Annotated in this window: 22 protein-coding genes; 12 read left to right on the top strand and 10 right to left on the bottom strand. The window is 54.3% G+C overall.

Annotated elements, in window-relative coordinates:
• Positions 1-3 precede the first annotated feature (3 nt).
• Together AB8B75_RS00565 and AB8B75_RS00560 are read left to right on the top strand one after the other, a co-directional pair.
• Positions 4-561, top strand: a complete 558-nt coding sequence (locus tag AB8B75_RS00565) for a sugar O-acetyltransferase (RefSeq protein ID WP_405359004.1) — start codon at positions 4-6, stop codon at positions 559-561.
• A 167-nt stretch (positions 562-728) separates the two neighbouring features.
• Positions 729-1,187: an NUDIX hydrolase gene (locus tag AB8B75_RS00560; RefSeq protein ID WP_405359002.1), complete on the top strand. Its 459-nt coding sequence runs from the start codon at positions 729-731 to the stop codon at positions 1,185-1,187.
• A 6-nt stretch (positions 1,188-1,193) separates the two neighbouring features.
• Here AB8B75_RS00560 and argF read toward each other — a convergent pair whose 3' ends face one another.
• Entirely contained in the window at positions 1,194-2,120 is a 927-nt protein-coding gene (gene argF / locus AB8B75_RS00555; protein ID WP_405359001.1) for an ornithine carbamoyltransferase, read from the bottom strand.
• 65 nt (positions 2,121-2,185) lie between these two features.
• On the bottom strand, positions 2,186-3,361 hold the full coding sequence (locus AB8B75_RS00550; protein WP_405358999.1) for an aspartate aminotransferase family protein: 1,176 nt from the start codon (positions 3,359-3,361) through the stop codon (positions 2,186-2,188).
• 256 nt (positions 3,362-3,617) lie between these two features.
• Between AB8B75_RS00550 and AB8B75_RS00545 the strand changes: the two genes are divergently transcribed.
• The 8 genes from AB8B75_RS00545 to mdoH all read left to right on the top strand — a co-directional run bounded on the left by AB8B75_RS00545 (position 3,618) and on the right by mdoH (position 14,401).
• The gene (locus tag AB8B75_RS00545; protein WP_405358998.1) at positions 3,618-4,505 is read left to right on the top strand and encodes a DMT family transporter; all 888 of its coding nucleotides are present in this window, start codon (positions 3,618-3,620) and stop codon (positions 4,503-4,505) included.
• Between the two features lie 126 nt (positions 4,506-4,631).
• Positions 4,632-5,198, top strand: a complete 567-nt coding sequence (locus AB8B75_RS00540; protein ID WP_405358996.1) for a GcrA family cell cycle regulator — start codon at positions 4,632-4,634, stop codon at positions 5,196-5,198.
• A gap of 153 nt (positions 5,199-5,351) precedes the next feature.
• Positions 5,352-6,974 carry a thiamine pyrophosphate-binding protein gene (locus AB8B75_RS00535; RefSeq protein WP_405358994.1) on the top strand — a complete coding sequence of 541 codons (1,623 nt, stop codon included), beginning with the start codon at positions 5,352-5,354 and terminating at the stop codon, positions 6,972-6,974.
• The gene (locus AB8B75_RS00530) at positions 6,961-8,166 is read left to right on the top strand and encodes a CaiB/BaiF CoA transferase family protein (RefSeq protein WP_405358993.1); all 1,206 of its coding nucleotides are present in this window, start codon (positions 6,961-6,963) and stop codon (positions 8,164-8,166) included. Before AB8B75_RS00535 ends, AB8B75_RS00530 begins: the two co-directional genes overlap by 14 nt.
• A 174-nt stretch (positions 8,167-8,340) precedes the next feature.
• Positions 8,341-9,690 carry a tetratricopeptide repeat protein gene (locus AB8B75_RS00525; protein WP_405358991.1) on the top strand — a complete coding sequence of 450 codons (1,350 nt, stop codon included), beginning with the start codon at positions 8,341-8,343 and terminating at the stop codon, positions 9,688-9,690.
• A gap of 48 nt (positions 9,691-9,738) precedes the next feature.
• Positions 9,739-10,977: an OpgC family protein gene (locus AB8B75_RS00520; RefSeq protein WP_405358989.1), complete on the top strand. Its 1,239-nt coding sequence runs from the start codon at positions 9,739-9,741 to the stop codon at positions 10,975-10,977.
• Positions 10,977-12,500 carry a glucan biosynthesis protein gene (locus AB8B75_RS00515; RefSeq protein WP_405359024.1) on the top strand — a complete coding sequence of 508 codons (1,524 nt, stop codon included), beginning with the start codon at positions 10,977-10,979 and terminating at the stop codon, positions 12,498-12,500. The genes AB8B75_RS00520 and AB8B75_RS00515 overlap by 1 nt, the downstream gene beginning before the upstream one ends.
• Positions 12,485-14,401 (top strand): glucans biosynthesis glucosyltransferase MdoH, encoded by a 1,917-nt coding sequence (gene mdoH / locus AB8B75_RS00510; RefSeq protein ID WP_405358987.1) that lies wholly within the window; start codon positions 12,485-12,487, stop codon positions 14,399-14,401. The genes AB8B75_RS00515 and mdoH overlap by 16 nt, the downstream gene beginning before the upstream one ends.
• 99 nt (positions 14,402-14,500) lie before the next feature.
• Here the strand turns inward: mdoH and AB8B75_RS00505 are convergent, their stop codons facing one another.
• The 7 genes from AB8B75_RS00505 to AB8B75_RS00475 all read right to left on the bottom strand — a co-directional run bounded on the left by AB8B75_RS00505 (position 14,501) and on the right by AB8B75_RS00475 (position 20,564).
• The gene (locus AB8B75_RS00505) at positions 14,501-14,908 is read right to left on the bottom strand and encodes a rhodanese-like domain-containing protein (RefSeq protein ID WP_405358986.1); all 408 of its coding nucleotides are present in this window, start codon (positions 14,906-14,908) and stop codon (positions 14,501-14,503) included.
• Positions 14,909-14,997: 89 nt separating this feature from the next.
• Positions 14,998-15,522: a YHS domain-containing (seleno)protein gene (locus AB8B75_RS00500; RefSeq protein ID WP_405358985.1), complete on the bottom strand. Its 525-nt coding sequence runs from the start codon at positions 15,520-15,522 to the stop codon at positions 14,998-15,000.
• Positions 15,523-15,683: 161 nt separating this feature from the next.
• Positions 15,684-16,475, bottom strand: a complete 792-nt coding sequence (locus AB8B75_RS00495; protein WP_405358983.1) for an SseB family protein — start codon at positions 16,473-16,475, stop codon at positions 15,684-15,686.
• A gap of 371 nt (positions 16,476-16,846) precedes the next feature.
• Complete coding sequence (locus AB8B75_RS00490) at positions 16,847-17,431, bottom strand: uracil-DNA glycosylase family protein (RefSeq protein ID WP_405358981.1); 585 nt, start codon at positions 17,429-17,431, stop codon at positions 16,847-16,849.
• 379 nt (positions 17,432-17,810) lie between these two features.
• Positions 17,811-18,518, bottom strand: coding sequence for a class I SAM-dependent methyltransferase (locus AB8B75_RS00485; RefSeq protein WP_405358979.1), 708 nt, complete (start codon positions 18,516-18,518; stop codon positions 17,811-17,813).
• Positions 18,519-18,863: 345 nt separating this feature from the next.
• The gene (locus AB8B75_RS00480) at positions 18,864-19,760 is read right to left on the bottom strand and encodes a hypothetical protein (protein WP_405358978.1); all 897 of its coding nucleotides are present in this window, start codon (positions 19,758-19,760) and stop codon (positions 18,864-18,866) included.
• A gap of 393 nt (positions 19,761-20,153) precedes the next feature.
• The gene (locus AB8B75_RS00475) at positions 20,154-20,564 is read right to left on the bottom strand and encodes a hypothetical protein (RefSeq protein ID WP_405358976.1); all 411 of its coding nucleotides are present in this window, start codon (positions 20,562-20,564) and stop codon (positions 20,154-20,156) included.
• A 948-nt stretch (positions 20,565-21,512) separates the two neighbouring features.
• Between AB8B75_RS00475 and AB8B75_RS00470 the strand changes: the two genes are divergently transcribed.
• Positions 21,513-22,001 (top strand): twin-arginine translocation pathway signal, encoded by a 489-nt coding sequence (locus AB8B75_RS00470; protein WP_405358974.1) that lies wholly within the window; start codon positions 21,513-21,515, stop codon positions 21,999-22,001.
• Between the two features lie 5 nt (positions 22,002-22,006).
• Complete coding sequence (locus AB8B75_RS00465) at positions 22,007-22,642, top strand: ferric reductase-like transmembrane domain-containing protein (RefSeq protein WP_405358972.1); 636 nt, start codon at positions 22,007-22,009, stop codon at positions 22,640-22,642.
• A 432-nt stretch (positions 22,643-23,074) separates the two neighbouring features.
• On the opposite strand, the gene AB8B75_RS00460 is transcribed toward AB8B75_RS00465, so the two are convergent.
• Positions 23,075-23,395 (bottom strand): KTSC domain-containing protein, encoded by a 321-nt coding sequence (locus AB8B75_RS00460; RefSeq protein ID WP_405358970.1) that lies wholly within the window; start codon positions 23,393-23,395, stop codon positions 23,075-23,077.
• Positions 23,396-23,437: the final 42 nt, after the last annotated feature.

Raw genomic sequence — 23,437 nt, 5'->3', positions numbered from 1 at the left:
CTCATGTCTCAATCAGCATTGGAATTGATGCTCAGCGGCAATTGGTATGATGCGCTCGTGCCCGAACTTGATCACTTGCGCGCGATCGCACGTCGCGCAGTACATGCTCATAACGTGTGCCCCCCGGATTCCAGAGGCCCTATTGCACCGGAACTAAGGGCACTTTTCAAATCGGTTGGTGCAGAGTGCACCATCGAGGCACCTTTTCACGCGTCCTATGGATGCAACATTGTCTTGGGCGACCAAGTGTATTTCAACGCGGGTGTGACAATATTGGACAGTGCGCGCGTCACCATTGGCCCGCGCTGCATGCTGGGTCCGAACGTACAAATTTACTGCGCCGATCATCACCGCGACACATCCAAACGCCGCGCGGGTATTGAACGCGCACTACCGGTGCGCTTGGAGGCGGACGTCTGGATCGGGGGCGGCGCCATTATCATGCCTGGTGTCAACATTGGCTCCGGAGCAATTGTCGGTGCAGGTTCCGTGGTAACCAAGAATGTACCAACCGGCGCACGCGTGGCGGGCAATCCCGCACGCAATTTGACGCCAAGTTGACCCCTCTTTGGGGTCTGCCGGGTTTGTGTGATGTTGTTTACAGAAAATTTTATCTTTCCGTCTATCTTTGATCGCGTCGAGCCCTGAGAAACTATCCACAGCTCAACAACTTGAAAAGTCGGATAAAATCCGCTACATCAACACGCTATGGGCCTAATATTTACGTCATGATCAATATTGTCAGAACAACTCTTGAAAGTGCAGTGCGCGTTTTCACTGGACCTGAACGCCAGCGGCAGGTTGCGGCGCTATGTTATCGCGACACGCAAGCCGGAAAGAAAGTTCTTCTTGTGACCAGCCGCGGCACGGGTCGTTGGATTGTTCCCAAAGGCTGGCCCATTAAAGGGCTTGATGATCCCGATGCTGCTCTACAAGAAGCTTGGGAAGAAGCAGGCGTCGAATCTGCTGAAGTCGTGGCGGATCCCATTGGGCACTATAAATATGACAAGAAACGGTCTGATGGCGAGGTCACTCCTGTTAAGGCGCAGGTCTATCTGGCTGAAGTCGAAAGCCTGTCAGAAAGCTATCCTGAGGACCACCAACGCGAAAGGCATTGGTTTTCGCCAGATGAAGCAGCCTCTCGCGTGCATGAGCCTGAACTGAAGGCTATTTTGCGCGACCTGTAAGCTCAACTAGACCTCGAGGCACCAGCGCAAGATAGCTTTTTGCGCGTGAAGCCGGTTTTCTGCTTCATCAAAGATGACTGAATGCGGCCCATCCATGACTTCGGACGTGACCTCATCGTCGCGGTGTGCCGGCAGACAGTGCATAAACAACGCATCCGGCTTCGCATGCGCCATCAGTTCTGAATCGACCCGATAGGGCCGCAATTGATTGTGCCGCCGCTCCCGTGCCGATTGCGCATCATGCATAGACACCCAGGTGTCGGTGACCACGAGATCGGCCCCCTGCACTGCCGCAACCGGATCACGCACAATTTCGATCTTTGATCCTTTGGCCCGCGCCAAATCGACAAATTCCTCTTCGGGATCCAGCGTCGAAGGTCCCGTAAATGTCATGTCAAACCCGAACTGACCTGCAGCGTGCAGAAAAGAGGCACACACGTTGTTGCCATCTCCAGACCAAACCACCTTCTTGCCCTTGATCGGGCCGCGATGCTCTTCAAAAGTCAGCAAATCTGCCATGATCTGGCAGGGGTGCGTGCGGTCGGTCAGCCCATTGATCACCGGCACGGTGGCAAATTCCGCCATCTCGGTGAGCACCGCCTCGTCGAAGGTACGGATCATGATGAGATCTACATAGCGGCTCAACACGCGCGCCGTATCCGCAATCGTCTCGCCATGACCCAATTGCATGTCATTGCCAGAAAGGACCATAGTTTGCCCGCCCATCTGGCGCACGCCAACATCAAAAGAAACGCGCGTTCGCGTGGAAGGTTTCTCAAAGATCAGCGCCACCATCCGGTCTTTTAGAGGTTCATCGGCGTCGCGCGCGCCACGTGGTTTGCCTAGACGGGCTGTCTTCATTTCTGCTGCAGAATCGATGATCCGCCGCAGATCACCAGAATCCGTAAGGTGAATGTCGAGAAAATGGTTCATTTTTTGCGTCTCAATAAAATCTGTGTCGGGCGCAAAACGCCCAAGGTGGTATCTGGACTTTTGATTTAAGCGGCAACCAAAGCCGTTGCTGCGGCATCAAGACGATCAACGGCTAGCGCAATCTCGTCGTCTTCGATGGTCAGAGGCGGCAACAAACGGATAACGTTATCCGCCGCGGGAACAGTCAGGATCAACTGGTTATATCCGGCGTTTACCACATCAGTGTTGGTTTTCTTGCACTTGACGCCCAGCATGAGACCGGACCCCCGAACGCTCTCGAAAACCTCCGGATGCGCAGCAACCAACCCTTCCAGTTTCTGGCGCATCAGCCCGGCTTTTCGATTAACTGCATCGAGGAAACCTGGTGCAGTCACATAATCCAGCACCGCACATCCAACCGCGCAACCCAACGGGTTACCGCCGTAGGTCGAGCCATGTGTGCCCAAGGTCATACCACTGGCGGCTTCTTCCGTGGCCAAGACCGCGCCGATGGGAAATCCACCGCCAATGCCTTTGGCGACCATCATGATGTCTGGCGTAATCCCGGACCATTCATGCGCGAAAAGCTTGCCGGTTCTGGCGACGCCACATTGCACCTCGTCAAGGATCAACAGAATATCGTGTTCGTCGCAAAGATCGCGCAACCCTTTGAGGCATTGATCCGGCACGGGGCGAATACCCCCCTCCCCCTGCACCGGTTCTATCAGGATGGCCCCGGTGGTTTCCGAAATGGCCGCTGTCAGCGCGTCATGATCGCCGAACTCCAGGTGCACAAACCCGGGTAGAAGTGGCCCGAACCCCTTGGTCATTTTCTCGGACCCGGCAGCGGCGATGCCCGCTGACGACCGGCCATGAAAGGATCCTGAAAAGGCAATGATATCCGTTTTCTCGGGTTGGCCTTTGTCAAACCAGTATTTGCGCGCCATCTTCACAGCCAATTCGCAAGCTTCCGTGCCCGAGTTGGTAAAGAATACAGTATCGGCGAAGGTTTGCTCTGTGAGCTTGTCGGCCAGCTCCTGTTGTTTTGGAATTTGATAGAGATTTGACGTGTGCCACAATGCATTCGCCTGATCGGTGAGCGCCTTCACCAGCGCAGGGTGGGCGTGACCCAGTGCGTTAACAGCGATGCCCGCCCCAAGGTCCAGAAAGCGTCGACCGTCCGCCTCAATCAACCAGGCACCTTCGCCCTTTTCAAAGCTGAAGGCGGCACGGGAATACGTCGGCAAAAGGGTCGGGATCATCGGATCGTCCTTATCAAAAGGTCTGCGGCAAGAACACGAAACGTGCATGAGGCGAGCAGACAGGTCAACAATTTAAGTTTGGAAGATGTGCGCTCGAAGGCGCGGGGTCACAGCGGCGGGATCAAGCGCGGGCGCGTCGTCGGTTTGAAATTTGCATGGCTGTATACATAAAGTGGCATTATCGCATGAAGACGCGTTTGCAAAGCTGTTTTTTCGGCTCTTGATGGGCGCGCGTTTGAGGCGCATAGCGACGCGCATGCTGCTGCCGACAAAGAAAAACGCGAGCCTTGCCATGCTCTTGATGCTCGCAGCCACTGCATTCATTGCAGGTACGACTCTATTTGCCAAAGCTTTGGGTGAGGATGGTTTGCACCCCGCGCTGCATCCACTGCAAATCAGTCACGGGCGGTTTGTCTTTGCGTTTTTGACCATCGTCACAGCAACCGTTGTCATGCGGCCAACGTTCGTGCGCCCCAATTGGGCGCTTCACGTAGCGCGAACTGTTTTCGGTTGGGGCGGCGTAACCCTGATGTTTGCCTCTGTGGCCTACATACCGCTCGCGGATGCCACTGCGATCGTCTTTCTCAACCCCGTCTTCGGAATGATTTTGGCCATACCCTTGCTGCGCGAAAAGGTTGGACCCATCAGATGGTTGGCCGCTGCCATCGCGCTTGCCGGAGCAGTGATCTTGTTGCGCCCAACCCCGGATAGTTTTCAGATCGCCAGCCTGCTGGCCCTCGCCGCGGCCATCATCATGGGGTTCGAAGTGATATTCATCAAAAAACTGGCGGGGCGCGAGACGCCTTTCCAAGTACTGCTGATCAACAACTGTCTCGGTGTAGTCATCGCCTCCGCCGCAGTGATCGGCGTTTGGCAGATGCCGACCCCGGCACAGTGGGGCGTCCTGATTTCACTGGGCGTTTGTATGGCATTGGCGCAGACCTGCTTTATCAATGCCATGGCGCGCGCGGATGCGAGCTTTGTCGCACCCTTCACCTACGGCACGTTGCTCTTTGCCACGGTTTATGACGTCGCTTTCTATGGCCAGTTCCCGGATTGGATCACGATGACAGGTGGTAGCATTATCCTGTCAGGCGGGGTGCTTTTGGCATGGCGAGAAGGGAAAGTGCTGCCGCGTGGTTGAAACACAACGCCAGGACTTGAGTTTCAATGCTTGTAACTCTGCCTTTAGTGACTAAAATAGAGCGCTGACGATAGATACAAAGCGGTCCGCACTCAGCAGGACCGCTTTTAAATTAGGGAATGGCTGATGTCGTGGACTGACGATCGCGTGGAACTGCTCAAAAAGATGTGGGGCGAAGGACAATCCGCCAGCCAGATCGCAAAAGAACTGGGTGGTGTGACACGCAACGCAGTTATCGGCAAAGTCCACCGACTGGGCCTGTCAAATCGCGCGACGGCATCGGCGACCGCCAAGACAGAACCCAAAGCCAAGGCAGCGCCAAAGCCAGAGATCAAACAGAAGCCTGCGCAAAAACCCGCTGAGTCTACGACGAGCACAGAAGTACAGCCTGTTCCGAGACCGCTGCCCGCGCGCAAACAGATTATCCCGGCAGGTCAGCCGCTGCCGCCGCAACCCTCAGCAAATGAAATCAGCCCGGAAGCTCTTGCAAAGGTTTCCGAGATAGAGAAAAAGGCAAAACGCCTGGGTTTGATGGAGTTGACCGAACGCACATGTAAATGGCCTGTCGGCGATCCGGCAACCGAGGATTTTTGGTTTTGCGGTCTGCCCGTGCAAACCGGAAAACCCTATTGCGAGGCGCATGTGGGCGTTGCTTTTCAGCCGATGTCGTCGCGCAGGGACCGGCGCCGCTGAATCAAACCATCTGCAGCCGATCATGTTTCAAGAAACCCGCGCTTTACTTTGCGGGTTTTTTGCTGCCTGAAACACTTTGAACACAATGGTGAATTGCGCTGCGGACAGCATCGTTTATGACCATGCGAAGAACACTAAAGTGGAAGAGGTAAAATGGCGTCCCCAACTAAAATCCGGGCGGCCGATGCTGTCGCACAGCGACTATATGCCGAAGGATGCCGCTATGCCTTCGGCATGCCCGGTGGCGAAGTTCTGACACTTGTGGATGCATTGGAAGACGCGGGCATCGAATTTGTTCTGGCAAAACACGAGAACGCCGCGGCTTTTATGGCCGAAGGCGCCTATCACCGGAACGGCGCGCCGGGCATTCTTGTCGCAACTGTTGGACCTGGCGCATTGAATGGTGTGAATGCCATCGCAAACGCACATCAGGACCGCGTGCCCATGATCGTTTTGGCGGGTGCCGTGGACGCTGACGAAGCGCAAACCTACACGCATCAAGTTCTGGACCAACAAGCTGTGTTCCGCCCGATCACCAAGGCCAGTTTTTCGCTGGTTCCAGGGGCCGCGCATGTGATCATTGACAAGGCCCTCGCCATAGCAACAGAAGGCCGCCCTGGACCCGTGCACATCGACGTGCCGATTTCGGTCGCCGACGCGCAGGTGCCTGCAAACGCGCCCCCAGCACGTGTCAAAGCCTCTGCTACAACGCCTTCCGGAGACGATCTGGCCACCGCGCGCAAATGGCTTACCAATACCACCCGCCCGATCATGATCGTGGGTTTGGACGCCATGGTCGAAGACGCCGGGGAGGCCATCACCGACTTTGCCGAGACCTACAGTGTGCCCATCATCACCACCTACAAGGCCAAGGGATTGCTACCTGAGGATCATCCGTTAGCGCTTGGGGGTGCCGGGCTCTCGCCCTTGGCTGACCGCCATTTACTGCCGCTCATTGGCCAGGCCGATCTTGTGCTTTGCGTGGGATACGACCCAATTGAGATGCGCTCGGGCTGGCGCAACATCTGGACACCGGCAAGCCAGCGGATCATCGACATCACTGCAGAGCCAAATCACCACTACATGCATCAATCCAGCCTGAATTTCGTCGCCGATTGTGCCGCAAGCCTGACGGCGATCTCAGACGGCATCGCACCACGCGAGACATGGGCTGGAGGCGAAATCAAGGCGACCAAGGTCGCGCTGACAAATTCATTCCCACAGGATGACGTATGGGGCCCAGCCGCCGTGATCGACACCTGCCGCAAGGTGATGCCCCGCAACACGCTGGCTACCGTCGACAGCGGCGCGCACCGCATTCTGCTCAGCCAGATGTGGGAATGCTATGAAACGCGCGGCCTCACGCAATCCACCGCACTGTGTACTATGGGGTGCGCGATACCGCTCGCCATGGGCACAAAACTAGCGGACCCAGAGCGACCGGTGATCGGATTTTGCGGTGACGCCGGGTTCTTGATGGTCGCCGGCGAGCTCTCTACCGCGGCGGAACTGGGCCTCACACCCATTATTCTCGTCTTTGTCGATGCCTCTTTATCCCTGATCGAACTCAAACAACGCTCGCGTCAAATGAAAAACCGCGGCGTGGATTTTGAAAAACATGACTTTGCGGCGATGGGCGTGGCCTTTGGCGGCGCGGGTCACACTGTCGACAACCGCGAGGACCTTGCGCATGCGCTCGACAAGGCCATGGCAGCAGAGACCTTTACGGTGATTGCAGCAGTTATTGAGCGTGGGGCTTACGATGGCCGCATCTGACACTCCTATGGCGCTGGATGGGTTAGTCGTTCTCGACCTGAGCCGCATTCTTGCGGGCCCCACTGCCACGCAATTGCTGGGAGACCTTGGCGCCACCGTGATCAAGGTGGAAAATCCAAAGTCAGGCGGCGACGACACCCGCGGATGGGGACCCAATTACGCGATGGGCACGGATGGCAAACGCACCGACCTATCAGCCTATTTCATGGCCGCCAATCGCAACAAACTCTCGATCTCTGTGGATCTATCAACGGAGGATGGCCAAGAAACCGTGCGCCATCTAGCAGCTCGGGCCGATGTGGTCATCGAAAACTACAAGCCCGACGGGTTGCAGAAATACGGACTGGATCACGCAACCCTGCTCAAGGTCCATCCAGGTTTGGTTTATTGCTCAATTTCCGGTTTTGGTCAGACAGGACCCAACCGCGACCAACCTGGGTATGACCTGATGGCGCAAGGTTACGGTGGAATCATGTCACTGACCGGCGCGCCTGAAGGCCCGCCCATGAAGGTAGGTGTTGGCATCGCTGACGTCATGTGCGGCATGTATGCAACCATCGGCATTCTCGCTGCCCTGCGCCACCGCGATGCCACCGGTGAAGGGCAACACATCGACCTGAGTCTGGTTGACGCGCAGATGGCGTGGCTCATCAACGAAGGGACCAACTTCCTGACCTCTGGCAAACTACCGGAGCGTCGCGGCAACGCGCATCCCAATATCGTCCCCTATGACGCATTTCCCTGCTCTGACGGGCATGTTCTGCTTGCCGTCGGAAATGATGCACAATTTGCCCGGTTTTGCGACGTGATCGAATTGCCAGGTCTTTCGGATGACCCAGCATACACCACAAACCTCGCCCGGATCGAAAATCGTGTGGCCCTGACTGCGAAAATCAATAAAGCTCTGTCTGGCCTGTCGCGCGAAGAAATTCTGACCCGCTGCCACAAGGTCAAGGTACCCGCCGGCCCAATCCATACAGTGGCAGAAGCGCTGCAATCCGATCAGTCCAAAGCGCGCGGTGCAGTTGTCGAAATGCAGGCCGCCTACACTGAAAAAGGCACTGTTGCTCTTTTGGCGAATCCCCTCAAATTCTCGCGCACCCCGGTCCAGTACCGTCGTCCGCCCCCGCGGCTTGGACAAGACTCACAACTGGTGCGTGCATTGTTTGAAATTCTGCCCGAAGCGGACTGAAACAACCCTTCAATTTCGGCCTAAAACCGCCTGTTTTTGCCCTGGAATGCTGAAACAATAGCGAATTTCCAACACGTGCCTTCACGTTGACGTGTTTCTAATCGCACCAGCCTGCGAGGACACAGATATTGGGGTAAATATCTGTTCAGTCTGTTGAATAAAGGCACGCTCTTAATGATGTACGACATTTGTCAAAGTCCGGTAACACTCTCCAAGCCGCAAGCCCTTGAGGATTGGAATAGCATGATCCGAACCTTCCTCGCTCATGGTATGGCGACGCCCACACACCTGGGCGCAGTCTTGCAGAGCGATCCTGATTTCGCCATGGGTCATGCGGCACGGGGTCTCTTTTCGATGATGATGGGTCGCGCAGAGCTGGTCGCAGTAGCCCATGAGGCGGCACAAACCGCGCGGGCGGCTCAAAAGAAGATATCACTCTCAACGCGCGAAATCCTTTGGGTTGATGCGTTGGACCATTGGTTGGCCGGCAGCCCAACGGGCGCCATCGCCGCAATGGAACGCATCCTCGCACAACATCCGACTGACACGCTGACCGCAAAGGTAAGCCACGCCATCCGGTTCATACTAGGCGACGCAGAAGGCATGCGGTCTTCCGTCGAGCGCGTTCTGGATGCTCATGGCGAAGATCACCTGTGCCGCGGGTACGCCCTTGGCTGTCATGCGTTCGCTTTGGAAGAGACGGGGGAGTATGATCGGGCGGAAGCTGTTGGTCGCGCGGGGCTGGTGCTGGCACCTGACGATTCATGGGGCCTGCACGCAATTGCCCATGTGTATGATATGACTGCGCGTCCGGACTTGGGGATCCGTCTGATCGAAACCCATACCAAAGCTTGGGATCACTGCAACAATTTCCGCTATCATGTTTGGTGGCACAAAGCCTTGCTGCATATGGATCAAGGGCAGCTTGACGTTGCCCTGGGCCTCTATGACGCGCAGGTTCGTGCGGATAAGACTGACGATTACCGTGACATTTCCAACGCCACATCGCTGTTGGTGCGGTTGGAACTGGAAGGCGTTGATGTCGGCCTTCGTTGGGAAGAATTGGCCGATCTGGCACAGAACCGCACTGACGATGGCTTAGTGGTCTTTGCTGACCTGCACTACATGTTGGCACTGACCGGCGCTGACAGGCCAGACGCAAAGGTTGCAATGACTCGCCGCTTTGCCCGTGATGCGGCCAAGTCTGGTGAAATGCCCCAGCGCTATGCCAACCCTGGTGTGGCAGCGCTCTCAGGTTTGAACGCCTTTGCCGAAGGGCGCTACGATGCGGCATTTGCCGACTTGGTTTCTGCGCGCCAGGCAATGCAATCCATCGGGGGCAGTCACGCCCAACGGGATGTCTTTGAACGAATTACAATCGATGCAGGCCTGCGGGCAGGTCGCTACGATCAGACGGAGGCTGTTCTCAACGAGCGCATAACCCGGCGTGCCGGTTGCAAAGATAGGTTCGCACACACGCGTTTGGCGACCATTCAAGACGCCCGGCGGATCCCCGCACAGTGACGCGGTGCCCGTGATGACATTTCTTAAGACAACGCATAAAGACCGGCCATGACCCTCGCCGACCCCGCTCAAATCACCCCACTCGCAAAAGCGCCCGCACAAGCAGCACCGGGTGCTAAACAGCGCGACGTGCGGCTGGATTTCTTCCGCGGCATCGCGATGTTCATCATTCTTTTTGCCCACACGCCAGGCAATTTTTTCACATCCTGGATTCCCGCGCGTTGGGGGTTTTCAGATGCAACTGAGATTTTTGTCTTCTGTTCCGGCATGGCCTCTGCCATTGCCTTTGGCCGCGCCTATGACACCGCGGGCTGGCGCTTGGGAACTGCACGTGTGAGCTTTCGCGTCTGGCAGGTCTATTGGGCCCACATCGGGTTGTTTTTTGCGGTCGCGACCCTTCTGGCCGCCATCGACATGACCGGTGCCTATGACAAAGTCTATATTGGTACGCTGAACCTGTGGAAGTTCTTTGTAGATCCGGGGCCGCAGTTGGTCGGCCTTTTGACCCTGACTTATGTGCCTAATTATTTCGACATTCTGCCGATGTATATGGTGGTGTTGGCGATGATGCCGCTGATTATGGCCCTATCGCGCGTTCATCTCGGTCTGGTCGCGGTATTCATTGTCGGTGTCTGGGTCTTTGCCCAACGGCGCTTGCTCGCTGAATTTGGTCTTGCTGACCTTCACCTTGGTCTGCCGGCTGAGCCGTGGTCAGACCGCAAATGGTTCTTCAACCCCTTTGGCTGGCAGCTCATTTTTTTCTCAGGTTTTGCCTTTATGCGGGGATGGCTACCAAAACCTCCGGTCACACCAATGCTGATTGGTTTGGCACTGGCCTTGGTGCTCATCAATGTTCCGCTTTCGAATATTGGTGTGCGCGAGTTCGGGTTTGACTGGGCGCGTGACTGGCGCATTGCCAATACGATCTGGATCACGAAATCTGACTTCGGGCTGTTGCGGTATGTCCACTTTCTAGCGCTGGCCTATCTGTGCTGGGTCGCGGCAGGTGACAAGGGTGTGCGGCTTCTGGCCACGGGAACAGGCCTGCTCGCGCGCATTTGGCAACAGGCTCTGGCAATCATCCTAAAAGTAGGCCAGCAGTCACTGGCGGTGTTCATTGTCAGCATGTTCACGGCAAGGGTCAGCGGTTTTGTGATGGATAACATCGGCCGAGATACCTGGACTGTGGTCGGTGTTAATCTTGCAGGAATGTGTGTTCTTGTGCTGACCGCCTATTGCGCGGGATGGTACAAGTCGCAACCCTGGCGCAAAAAGGTGGCCCAGTGATGCTGCGCCGCGAGATGCTGAAATCCCTGGCCGCTTTGGCCCTTGTGCCCGCTTCTGGCTTCGCAGAGGAACCGGGTTTGCAACTGGGCGATCATGTACCCTTTGATGCGGAATCAGTACGCAGGCGGGCCATGGAATTGGCCGCCAGCGACTACGCTCCCCGCCCGCTGATCCCAGAAAGCTGGCGCAACCTGACTTATGATCAATATCGCAAGATCTGGTTTGACGGTCGTAACGCGCTTTGGGCTGGATCTGACAAACCGCAGCGCGTTGATTTTCTGGCTCCCGGTCTCTATTTCCCACAAGCGGTTGACGTCAATGTAGTCGAAAACGGCACCGCACGCCCTGTGGCCTTTGACATGGGCGCTTTTGACAAGACGGACAAATTCCCTGAAGTCGAGCTTGATGCAACACTGGGTTATTCCGGCTTTCGATTGCGCGCTGAACTTCAAGAGCCAGGCATCTTTCAGGAATATGCCGTGTTTCAGGGTGCCAGCTACTTTCGCGGCATCGGTGCGGGAGAAACGTACGGACTATCTGCGCGCGGCCTTGCACTTAAAACAGGCGACCCGATGGGGGAAGAATTCCCTGATTTCACGGCTTTCTGGATGGAAACCCCACAAGCAGGCGCAGGCTCGGTGGTGGTGCACGCGCTTTTGGAAAGCCCTAGTTGCACCGGCGCCTACCGCTTCGACATCGCACATGGCGACACTTTGCGTATGTCAGTTTCAGCTGAAATTTTTGCACGGACAGAATTGAGCCATTTGGGCATCGCGCCCCTGACCTCGATGTTTCTGTTTGATGAAACCATGCGCCAGCGCTTTGACGATTTCCGCCCTGCCGTGCATGACAATGATGGTTTGCTGATCCACAATGGCGCGGGCGAAGTGATCTGGCGCCCGCTGGCCAACCCGCTGACGCTGCAGATTAGTGCGTTCTCTGACAATAATCCGCGCGGCTTCGGCCTGATGCAGCGCCCGCGCAACTTCCGGGATTACGCAGATCTCGAAGCGCTTTACCATTCACGACCCGCTGCTTGGATCACTCCGCAAGAGGACTGGGGACCAGGTTCGGTCACACTGGTTGAGATACCCGCCGATCAGGAGATTTTCGACAACATTGTTGCTTATTGGCGCCCCTCCGCACCGATTGTGCCCGGTCAAAGTCACCGCATGAATTACCTGCTGGATTGGGGACACGATCCGGCACCGAAGGCGGATATGCCTCTGCGCGTGTTGAATACCGCGATTGGTGGTCGTCCCGAAGGGGGTAAGATAGTGACGATCGATTTCGAAGACGGCCCTCTGGTGCCCGAAGACCTTGAACGTCTCGGGATTGTCTTGCGCAGCAGCGCCGGATCGGTGTCGCCGGGCCTTGTGCAAAGAAACCCGGAAACAAATGGGCCGCGTCTGGCGTTTACCTTCAAACCAGAGGACGCCTCCTTGATTGAGTTCCGCGCTCAGTTGCGGCTGGACGTTGCTCCTCTGAGCGAAGTTTGGCTGTATAGGTGGACCACCGCGTGAAAGATTGCTTCGGCCATATCGGTACAGCGCCATCCACCATGCCGGTGCGCGCACCTCTGAGTATGCGTATTCAAGACTTGACTGCTTGTCCCGGAATACCCGCTGGCCAGAGCAACAAAAACTCGAGCAAAACCTTTAAATGGCGCATGGCCCTTTTTCTGCCTGCACTGGTTGCAACCGGCCTGCTTGTCATGGCCATGTATACATGGCTCTCCGAGGCCGGTATGACAGGGCTTGAATGGGTCTTGTTAACAATGATTGGTGTAACTTTCATCTGGGTGACCTTGTCCGTAAGCACGGTCGGCGTTGCGATCGCCGGGCTACTGGCGAGAGAAAAAGCGCAGACGCGCCCGCGATCAGACGTGTTGCCCTTAGATGTCGCCTTGCTTGTGCCAATCTACAATGAGGTGCCCAGCGACGTATTTGGCAACGCCTCGGCAATGCTAGATGATCTGGAGCGTCAAAACAGCCTGCACCGGTATACACTCTTTGTTCTGTCCGACACCCGCGACGAAGCGATTGCTGAGGAAGAGCAACGCGCCTTCGCAGCGCTGACTGTGTCAGCGCCAGATGGTTTTGCAGTCTACTACCGCCGTCGAGAGAACAATCTGGACAAAAAAGTGGGCAACTTAGTCGATTGGATCACCGGTTGGGGTGCCGCCTATGGGGCGATGCTGGTGCTCGATGCCGACAGCCTGATGACAGGCCGGGCCATCGACAGGCTCGCGGACGAACTGAGCGTCGACCCGCATGCAGGCTTGATACAGACTTTTCCGATGCTCATTGGCGCGGAAACGGTTTTTGCCCGCCTGCAGCAGTTTTCCAACATCGCCTATGGTTGGCTGCTGGCGGAAGGCCTGGCCAAATGGGCGCGCAGCGAAGGCAACTATTGGGGCCACAATGCAATCATCCGGACCAAGGCCTTTGCGGCTTCGGCGGGGCTGCCCCATTTGCAAGGACGCAAAGGCAAATCAGAACTAATCCTGAGCCATGATTTTGTCGAAGCCGGCCTGTTACGCCGCGCAGGTTGGTGCGTCCGTTTCCTGCCGCGTGTGACCGGTAGTTTTGAAGAGACCCCAGGCACGCTTATTGACTACGCCTTGCGCGATCAGCGTTGGTGCAGAGGCAACTTACAACACTTGAAACTCTTGAAAACCGCAGGTTTGCACCCGGTTTCGCGGTACCATCTGTTTCATGGTGCCGTCAGTTACCTCTTGTCTCCAGCCTGGTTTTTCCTGCTGGTGGTCTGGGCTCTGCTGGGCGTGGATTCCGAGACAAACGTTGTGAGATACTTTAACGAAGCCAACCCGCTTTTCCCCGACTGGCCCCCCGAAATGAGCCACATAGATTCCGCCGTTTTCCTGATCATCATGTACGCCATGTTGTTGGCACCCAAGATGGTCGGCGCCGGGATCATCGCTTTGCACCCCAAAGCCACAAAGGCTTACGGAGGGCGAGCTTCGTTTTTGACTGCGTTTGCGGTCGAGATCATTCTATCTATCGCCTACGCGCCGATCATGATGATCCAGCAAACCCGTGCTGTACTCCGCGCCGTATTCGGAAAATCAGATGCGTGGGTCGCCCAAGCGCGCAGCGCGCAAGCATATCCGATTGGGACCCTGATGAGATTTCATTGGGTAGAAACCGCACTTGGGTTTTTGCTTTTGGTTGGACTCGGCGCTGGCTTGGTTTCTCTTTGGCTCATTCCTATTGTCGCCAGCCTTTGTCTTGCGGTGCCGCTGTCTGCCCTGAGTGCAGTGCCGCTGCCTAGCTCCTTGCCAAACGGTCTAAAAATGCAAAGTCCGAACACCATTCGCGAGCCCGCCATTGTGCGTCGCGCCCGCCTCGAACGATCTCGTTTGCGCACGCTTTTGAATTCAGCACAACTGCCTGCAGAATAGGTACCGGTCTTGTAGTCGAGGTATTAGGAACTGTGTTGACGTGATGCCAGTTGATGTCCAAAAAATGTTCCACGAACCGTTGCGACAATCTTGCCGGCGTCAGCTAGCATCCTGAACGGGTAGTCCACGTTTGATCCAGCCTGGACCAGCGCCCGATCCAAGCATGCCCTCAGGCACGTCAATGATCTGGGTAAAACCAGCGTCGACCAATTTTGCCGCTTGCTTTCGAGACCTGACCCCACGCGCGCAAATCAGAGCGACGGGGCGGCTGTGATCACCCTGAACTTCGACCATCAATGCCTCGATGAAATCCTTGCGCCGCATATCGAGCGGGACAGCGCCCTCGCCTACGCCTGTCAGAGCCCATTCATCAGGCCGCCGGATGTCGATGAGTACGATATCTCCAGATTGCGCAGCGCGATGCGCGTCGGGAGCGCTCAGTGCATTTTCACCTGCGTGCGCCCAGATATTGAACCAACGGGCAGTTACTGCCCCACCTGTGACCACGCAAATCGCGCCCAACGCTAGAAAACCCCGGCGCGATAGTCGCGTCGGAGCTTTCGTTGTTTGAGAAGAGATATCTTTCTCCGCCATATTTAGTTAATCGGTGCGGCACTTTCGAACTGAGGAATCTCTCGGTCAGACGCGGGATCAGCCTCAATGCTCACCCAATTCGCTTCCGAGAGCTGTAGGTTACCAGGAATGTCTTCTTCCCAGAAACCTACCACGTTCTTAGTAATGTTGAGATACAGTTTGCCGTCAAGTATGCGCCACAGGTTGGGATTGGCTGGGACCTTTCCACCTTTCGCTACACCATACGCACAATGCCCGTCATACTGCGGCAAGTACTTTTCTGGATCGGCTTCAAACGCCGCCTTGTTTGCTTCTGTCGAGAAAGCAAATTTCGCGCCGTTGTATGTGGCCGTGATTTCTTTGTTTCCTGGTACCGCTGCTGGCTGTACAGTTCCCACCTCGTTCTGCTCTAGATCGAAATAGGCCACGACATCGTAGCCTGAAACGGCGTAGCCTGTTGGGTCGACGTATTGGTCACCCGCCCAAGCAGACGAGGCCATGGTCAAGGCAATTGCGATGCCAGCAATTTTCAAAGGGAAGCGGTTCATAGAGTACTCCATTTCGGCGTGAGAGAGTTAAGGACAGTCGTTGCTGCGTAGCTCATTTAAGGCCCATGACAGTCTCTTTGCACCCTTTGAAGCATGCTCTCGCGTCCTTGTGAATTAACAGCCATTTCGCGTGAACGGCACGTGAAATGACTGAACCCATTCTACTTTAGAATTGGTGGTTTGTCGGGATCCGATCCCGGCATCGCGATAGTTTGCAAAACCGGCTTTTGTAGCTGCGGTAAGTCGAACCGCAATCCCACCTTGGCCATGCGCTCTACCATCGCGTCAGAGGTCCGGAAAAAGCCGATATCCAGAGCACCCGCTTCTATTCCCGAGAATGTCAAAGCCTCGGCGGAGGCTTTTGCCAGCGCGTCCTGCGCCTCGGGAACGGCGTCGATGAAACCCAACAAATGCCCGCGTGTGCCGGTATTGTAGGACACTTCAACCAAATATGCGGCTTGCGCGAGCCCCATAGCAGTTGCCATTTTTGTATCGAGGGCCGAAACCAAGATTTCAGGCAAACTTACCGGCGGGCTCACTTCAACGATATTGGCCTCAATCTCGTCGGGAGCATTCGCCAAAGTGGTGTTCAGCCAATCCACCGCCGTTTCCGGCAAGAGAATAGCTGAAGGTGCCACATCAGGATTGACCGCCAACCCTATGCCTTGTCCGACCAGCATGCCTGCAATCACCCGTCCAGACAACGCAACATAAGGCGTTGGCTGGCCTGCAAAACTAACCAGGCGCTCTTCTCGGTCAAAAACCAGAACATAACGTGCGTCCCCCAAGTCAAACAGTTCTGGTGTGACTTGATCGCCGCCTGCATCAGCGGCCAGCATCAAGAACAACTCGCTTTCCGCAAGTCGTTCAAAAAACTGCAAGCGCGCTGAATCATCATCAGGTGCGTTTTCCATCGCAGCATGTGCGCGATCCAGCGGGGTCAATTCTGTCAATTCAACACCTATCAAGCCAGTTCCAAGCCATGGGAAGTCATCTTTCCTACTTTAGAATTGCTGGGCACCCATCATCATTTGAATGATATGAACGCGATAGAACAAAAAACCAATAAGATAAGGGTTTTGTTCTCGTAGCGTCCCTCGTCAATGCTATGCCAAACAGAACGCATACTACGCGGTATTTGTCATAGCTGAATTTTATGCCTCCTCTCTTTGGCGCCAAGTCTGGATGTTCAGGAGCCATTAAAAAAAACACATCCGTCTCTCCGGTATCACCATCGCACACAGCCTTTGATCGCATGCTCCAAAGCAGATACAGCAAGTGTGGCTGTTTTTTTTGAAAGCTTGGGACCTGCAGCGATTGTATCCTATGAATTCAACACGCGCCTGATATCGCGTTGAATGCGCGGAATGGCGCGTGTTTCGAACCACTCATTTTCTCGCAGCCAGCGGTTATTCCTGGGGCTTGGATGCGGCAATACGTGTATGTCCCGGTCTTCTTGCAATGACTGCCAGACCGCTTGTGTCACGGACATTTTTCTTTGCGTCGGCAAATGCCATGCGATGGCATAAGCCCCCAAGATCAGTGTCAATTCGACATTTTGCAGGTGATCCAGGACGCGCTGACGCCAACTGTCTGCACAAAGGGTTCGTGGCGGCGCATCTCCGCCTCTGCCCGTTCCCGGAAAACACAGACCCATGGGAAAAATACCTACGCGCGGGTCATCATAGAATGTAGATTTGTCGATCGCCAACCAGTTGCGGAGCCTGTCGCCCGACGGGTCGTCAAATGGTCGGCCCTTTTCATGAGTTATGCGGCCAGGAGCTTGCCCCACAATCAAAATCTTGGCGTCTTTGTGCAATTGAAAAATCGGTTTTGGCCCGAGTGGCAACCCCGCACAAAGCGTGCATTTCCGCATGTCCGACAAGAGCGATTCAAGTTGTTGCGGCATTTGTTTTCTTTAATCTCATCGCGGGCAAGTCCTCCCAAAAGAAATCCTGTTGCGGACCCGGATCGCCGTAGGTCCCAGATGCGGCTTCATCGATAGACTATCGGTGACATGTGTGTCACGTGCCAGCCGTCCGGCATCTCTGAACAACGCCGTGATCTCGCGACACCCGTAAGGTCGTGCGAAGTTCAACCTCACCGATGAAGATGGGAAATGTTGACCCAGAACAGTCTCCAACTGCTGAGGCACACCATGCGCTTGTTTACAGCGAAGCGCAATTCTGGGCCGATATTCCCGGCCAATAGAATTCGAACTGACATCCCTCTCCTGTTGTCAAATGGAAGCTGCTCGCCGTTTTTCGGTTGTTTGAAGCCGTTAAGCCCTAGCGCTGGTAACCGATGTAATGCCCTTGAACCGGCGACGTCTTTTCTCTTTGCGTCAGAGGCTTGCGGATAGCGTAAAGCAGCATCGTCGGACCATCAAATGATTGCGACCCACCCCGCCTTTTGCCAGTAGGGTCCGGGATCGCGGAAGACTTTTTCTTAGCCTTTCGCTCTTGGGCACCAACTTCAAGCACCTCGTATCCGAGACAGTGATGCCAGTACCGCCAAGGAACGTCCGGACCCAATTGGAAAAACCCGTGTCCAAACCACCCGTCAGCCGCAACAAAGCTCATCATCACCCCACCAGGTTTCAACATCGCATGGCAATTCTCGAGCGCGGTGCCGATGTGAAAAACATGCTCGGTTGTGCCGCCATCAATGATCAGGTCAAATTGGTCTTCCAAATGTTCAGGTATCGTCCTATTCAGATCATGAATGTGCTCTGCACCCTCTGAAGGCGTAAAGTCCATGGCTTCCAACTTTGGATACCCAAGGGTGCTAAAGAATTTTTCAGCGAAACCATCTTCCTGGATCAGATCTTCCGGTACGACATCAATACCGTACCGCTTCAATTGACGCGTAAGCTTGATGAGCCCCTTGCCTTTCAAGTGCAGTTTTTGCCGACCCAAAACCAAACCACGTTTTGCACTAAGGACATGTTTGGCATTTCGTGCCAAGAACATCCCGGGAATCAGGCTAATGCCCATATCAGAAACTCTCTCATCGATTATCGGCGCTGATCGCCCTGTTCTCTTGCAAACAATCGCCGCTGATTTGACGTTGACCCGCAGACGCGCGACGTGGACCTATCAATTGCCCCCACGTTCTTTCGCAGTAAGCAACAACCCAAATCTGACGAACAAAACGCAAAGACTCATTGGGTTTCCGCGCTGGAACAATTTCGGTTTTGACATCAAATTGGTAAGGCGAGACAGGCGCAGTCCATTGATCTTGCGGTGGTTGAGTAAAGCGTTTGGCAAAGGATTTGACCATCGAACACAGCATTGAGATACCGTCTAAAGAAGAGCTTTCTCCTGTTTGAATGAAAATCATCAACCCTTTTGCACCGTTTTCAAACGTTTGTTTATCCGGCGCGCAAAGGAATACCCATAAGTTTCTTCCATGAAACTACACGCCTTTGGCGCGAGCCGCCCTTGTCCTCTTGCCGCAGCAGTGTTCAAAAACCGCTTGGCCCAACGCGGGTCAGACCTCCGATTTCGCATCAACTGCCAGAATGCGCAGTCCAACTCGCCGGGTCCGGCAAGTCGTTTAATCAAATGTTCTAAAGCACCGCACTTCGCAATTGTTCGGATCAATGTGTGATCTGCAAAGGGAATTTTGACCTGTTGCAAACAAGGGCTTCGCAATCTCATTGCGTGCATTGCATCTTCGCGCAAGCGAGGATCAAAAAATATATGACCACCTTGGATCGTCGCCAAATGCTCGGCGGCATCGAGATAAGCGGGCGTCTGCCAATCGAATTTTTTGTATGGCCAAGGGTAGCGTTTTTCAAAAGGGGCGATTGTTCGGTTCAACGTCGATTGTGGGCTGAAGACTAAAACCCGCGCGCCAGGAACCAGTCCGGCAAAGCACAGCGCCGCAAATCCTCCCATCGAGGCGCCGATAAAAAGAATTTTGCGGAACTGAGCAAAAAAACCAAGTTCCCGCAACTTGATCATCATCTCGGCGGGTTCTGGCGTCCGATACCAGTCTTTTTGATGGCTTTGAAAGCCTGCTATGCTAAAGCCCAACGTCTCGGCATAGTGGGCCATCCAAGGTTGCCAAGGTCCATTCTTGGGCCGCTCATTTATGGAGGCGAGATTGTCGAACGTGACGATCAGCGTGTCAGAACGCACGATCGTTGTGATATCGCAATGCTTGCCCTTATGGACGAAACAGTCCAGCTTGACGGCCTCCTCCAGGCTTTTCGGAAAAACCATTTCCATCATCTCAGACGCTTGCTCAAACCATTCGATCTCTCGCGCAATCTAGGATTGTGATGATAAAACTTGGTTAAAAACCGAGCCTGTAAGCTTTTGTGGATTTGTTTTTGTACTCGGCCACACACGTCCTACCAAAGCAGGTTTCTTTGTGGATATAGAAATACATGTCAGCGATCACCTTGTTGTGCTCGTTAACTGTCCCGGCAAATCTCAAGGGCGCGTTGAGCCCCCATCTGGATGAGCAACTGCTCTGCTGGTTCAGCCCCGACGACGTAGCGACGGGGAGGTCTTTGTTTGAGTTGGGTCGCCAAAACAATGTCTTTTGGGGGCGCTTTGCCATCATTTTTTTTACGATTCATCCAGGTGGAAATGCGAATTAAAACGGCTCCAGTGCAATTTTCAACCAGGGTCGACCGCGCCATCGTTTCCCGCGCGCGCTGCAATGTGTTTCAACATGTCGACCGGAGAGACAGGGTTTTCGTCTTGCGAAAGCGAGCTTAGAAGCACGCGCAATCGCGTCGTTTGGTCGGAGATACCATCAATGGATCGCTTTTGCAGGCTACAAAGGTCTTCCAGCTCAGATATACGCGCGAGGTTGAGCTTGATCTCTTCGGTTTGCAGAATCCAACCTGAGAGCAGGACCGTGACAATGTCTTCAATGCTAAAAGGTTGGTCTTCAACGATCTGTGTCAGTGATCCGGGGGGCAAACATCCGATCCCACTCAGGCTCCGCACCTCAGCCATCCGTTCTTCAGTAAGCTGGACGGACAAATTAGCTACCAGCTGCTTTACTTGATCAAAATCTGACATCTATTCGATCCTCTTCACGCTGAAGGGTACCCGGTTCGTTGCGCCAAAAAAACAGTTTGGTTACTGAGTGGTTAATGCTCGCTCAAAAGCAAAGAGTGTGCGCATTGAAAACCGGCAAGGTGTCTGAGCAGTGTTTGCCCTTTTTTGGCCGTCTAACTGGAACGCGTTGGTTGAAAACGCAACAGTTAAAGAAGGGCCAATAGGTTTTCCGATTGGAAAAACTCTCCATTCGAACCATTTTTTCACAACAGACCGACTTTGAGGCTCGCAAAACTATGCCTCGCGAAGTACCCGTGGTGCCTGGTCAAGCTCGCCTGCCACCTCCAAAAACGCCTCGCAACTTCCAACAATCACAGCAAATCTTGGTCTCATGCCCGCTATCACGTCGAAAAACCGCACAGCGACACAACGAAATTAAGATTCAAATTAGCGGTCAGCTCTTGCACCAGCTGTCCTTAAACAGATGTGCTCAATTTGTTAGTGCAGTGCAAGCTAGCGGCGTTCCCACCAGTCCTGGAATTAATCGCGCCTCTTACCCAATCATTTTTGCGCGGACGGAGGCCTTTCAACTTCACTCCATACGAGATGTCTCCACTTTTGACAAAGATCAAGCGGCAAAAAAACCTGCTATGAACCTAGTCGTCTTGTGTCTCTCGCGCCGGATCCTAAGCCAGATGTAGCACTGGTGAATGCTGACCTCCTTAAAAAGGCCAGTTCATCGTATCAACTAGTCCGTAATTCTGCAGTATGATCGCGACATTCCAGGATTGCGCGTACACCTGAAAGAAATGAGGTGTGTTTTCGCCCGAAAGCCGCATCACAAATCTGTGTGATTGGTTTTTGCAATCCCTCTTTGTATTATCTTGCTCTTCAGGAATGAGTGCGAGAAACCTTTTCCCGTTAGCTTTGACGCTTAAAAGTTCATTGCGTCCTTTAAGAGGAAATAGAATGACCAATAGAGTGATCATACGCCGCAAGCTGCTTGCCAATGGTGTTGCTGCGGTTTCGGCGGCGTTTGTCGGTTTTACCGTCCCGGCACGTGCGAAAACCCTTGAACCGACGGCTTCGATGCGCGGTGGCTCCAACAACTATTTACCGGGCGCTCCCATCGTCACCAGAATCGGCGGCGGTGGTTTTTGGATGACTGGCTCCGTGCGCCGTGCAGGCGATGGTGCGCCACTTGCGGGCCAACGCATCCAGATTTGGGCACATACTACCGAAGGGCATGAACGAGACCCTCACAGTCATGGCGCAACACTGACCGATGCCAAGGGTATTTTTCGCCTTGAAATGCCGCAAATCGTACCTGCTTTCGGTCAGCCGCATGGTCACCTCGCATATGACAGCGGCGATTTTGAGACCGTTTTTCTGCGCCCGGTCATGTCTCGCTCCAACGACAGCTCTCTTGAAGCACATTTCGTCCTCCAGCCGGCATAAACCGGGTGAAATCTCAGCCGGTTAGCAGAAAACGCGTCTACCTCGTATGGTCGGCGTTTTTACTTGTGGTTATTGCGCCAATTGCCGGCGCTGCGTTGAGCCCGCTTCTGGCATGGAGAGAACCAGTCTATGTTGTTGCTGGATTTGCAGGTGTAATAGCCTTTGCTCTTTTACTGGCTCAGCCGGTTTTGATTGCCGGCTACTTACCCGGAATTTCGCTGAAAATCAGCAAGCGCGTGCATCGCTGGGTCGGTGCTACGTTAGTCATTTTCGTTGTGGTCCATGTCGCGGCACTTTGGCTGACAAGCCCGCCTGATGTGATAGATGCGCTTCTGTTTTCATCGCCAACACCCTTTTCAGTTTGGGGTGTGATTGCCATGTGGGCCTTGTTCGCCGCAGCAATAGTCGCCTTGATGCGCAACAAGTTCAATCTCCAGCCGCGCCAGTGGCGACGCATGCATACTTCTCTCACCACTATTGTTATCGTGGGAACAGTTGCTCACGCGTTGCTGATAGAAGGTACAATGGAGACGGCTTCAAAGGCCTTGCTTTGCATTGCTGTGGTCATCGTCGGCTTTAAATCTCTAAGCGACCTGAAGGTCTGGAGGCTTTGGCAGTTTTCAGGACGCCGACATCGCTAGACAGCATCACCCGGAAAAAATAGGGCGGCATCTCATGCACACATCGCAAACTCAGACCCGGAACATTCAAAGGCACATTGCCATACAATTTTGAGATTGCTTCCGACATGCTTAGCGCACCAGTCAATTCGGACCATTGCCTCGTTTTTCATCGCTCCACTATCAACCGCGAAATACCAAAATCGTGTTCCACCGCGGTGTTTCAAGATTTCTGAATAGTAACCACTAGAATCTGAGGCGCTGGGAAGTGAGCTAGTTTGAACGACAGTCTGGGTAAGGTTTGAAAACCCTCATCATTTCATTATCTTACCCAAATGGATTATCAAATAGTCAGTCACCAATTCCATTCACTACATCGATATCACAGGCGACAAGACGGCCGTGATTTCTAATTATTGAGCCGCACAGGACCATTTGAAGCGACGCAGTTTTCTACCACCCCATGGGCATAAGTGTGCCAGTTTTGGTCATTTCGAACTGGTTCAAGATCTGTTCGCGAAAAAATTGATCAAAATTATCCGCCTTCTTGAGCGCGCCATATGTCTGCTCTGGAACACCATCGATCCTATAAAGACACCCGTTTTTGTATTCCACTTGAATTGCATTTCGCGTCGTGTCGTATCCAATTGTGGTTAAAAAACTGGAATGCACAATCTCACGCTCAATTTCTGGTTCCGGCAAAGGTTTTTCCCATACACCATGGAGCGCGCCTGCAGGGCGTTTCAGAGACTGGAAAAAGGAAAATCGTAGCATGGCTTCGGCCTTTTACGGTTGTAAGAGCATAGGCACAGAGCT

The sequence above is a fragment of the Roseobacter sp. genome, from assembly GCF_045106495.1.
Classification (GTDB): Bacteria; Pseudomonadota; Alphaproteobacteria; order Rhodobacterales; family Rhodobacteraceae; genus Roseobacter.
The sequence above is the reverse complement of the archived record's forward strand: the minus strand, read 5'-3'. Positions and strand labels throughout refer to the sequence as shown.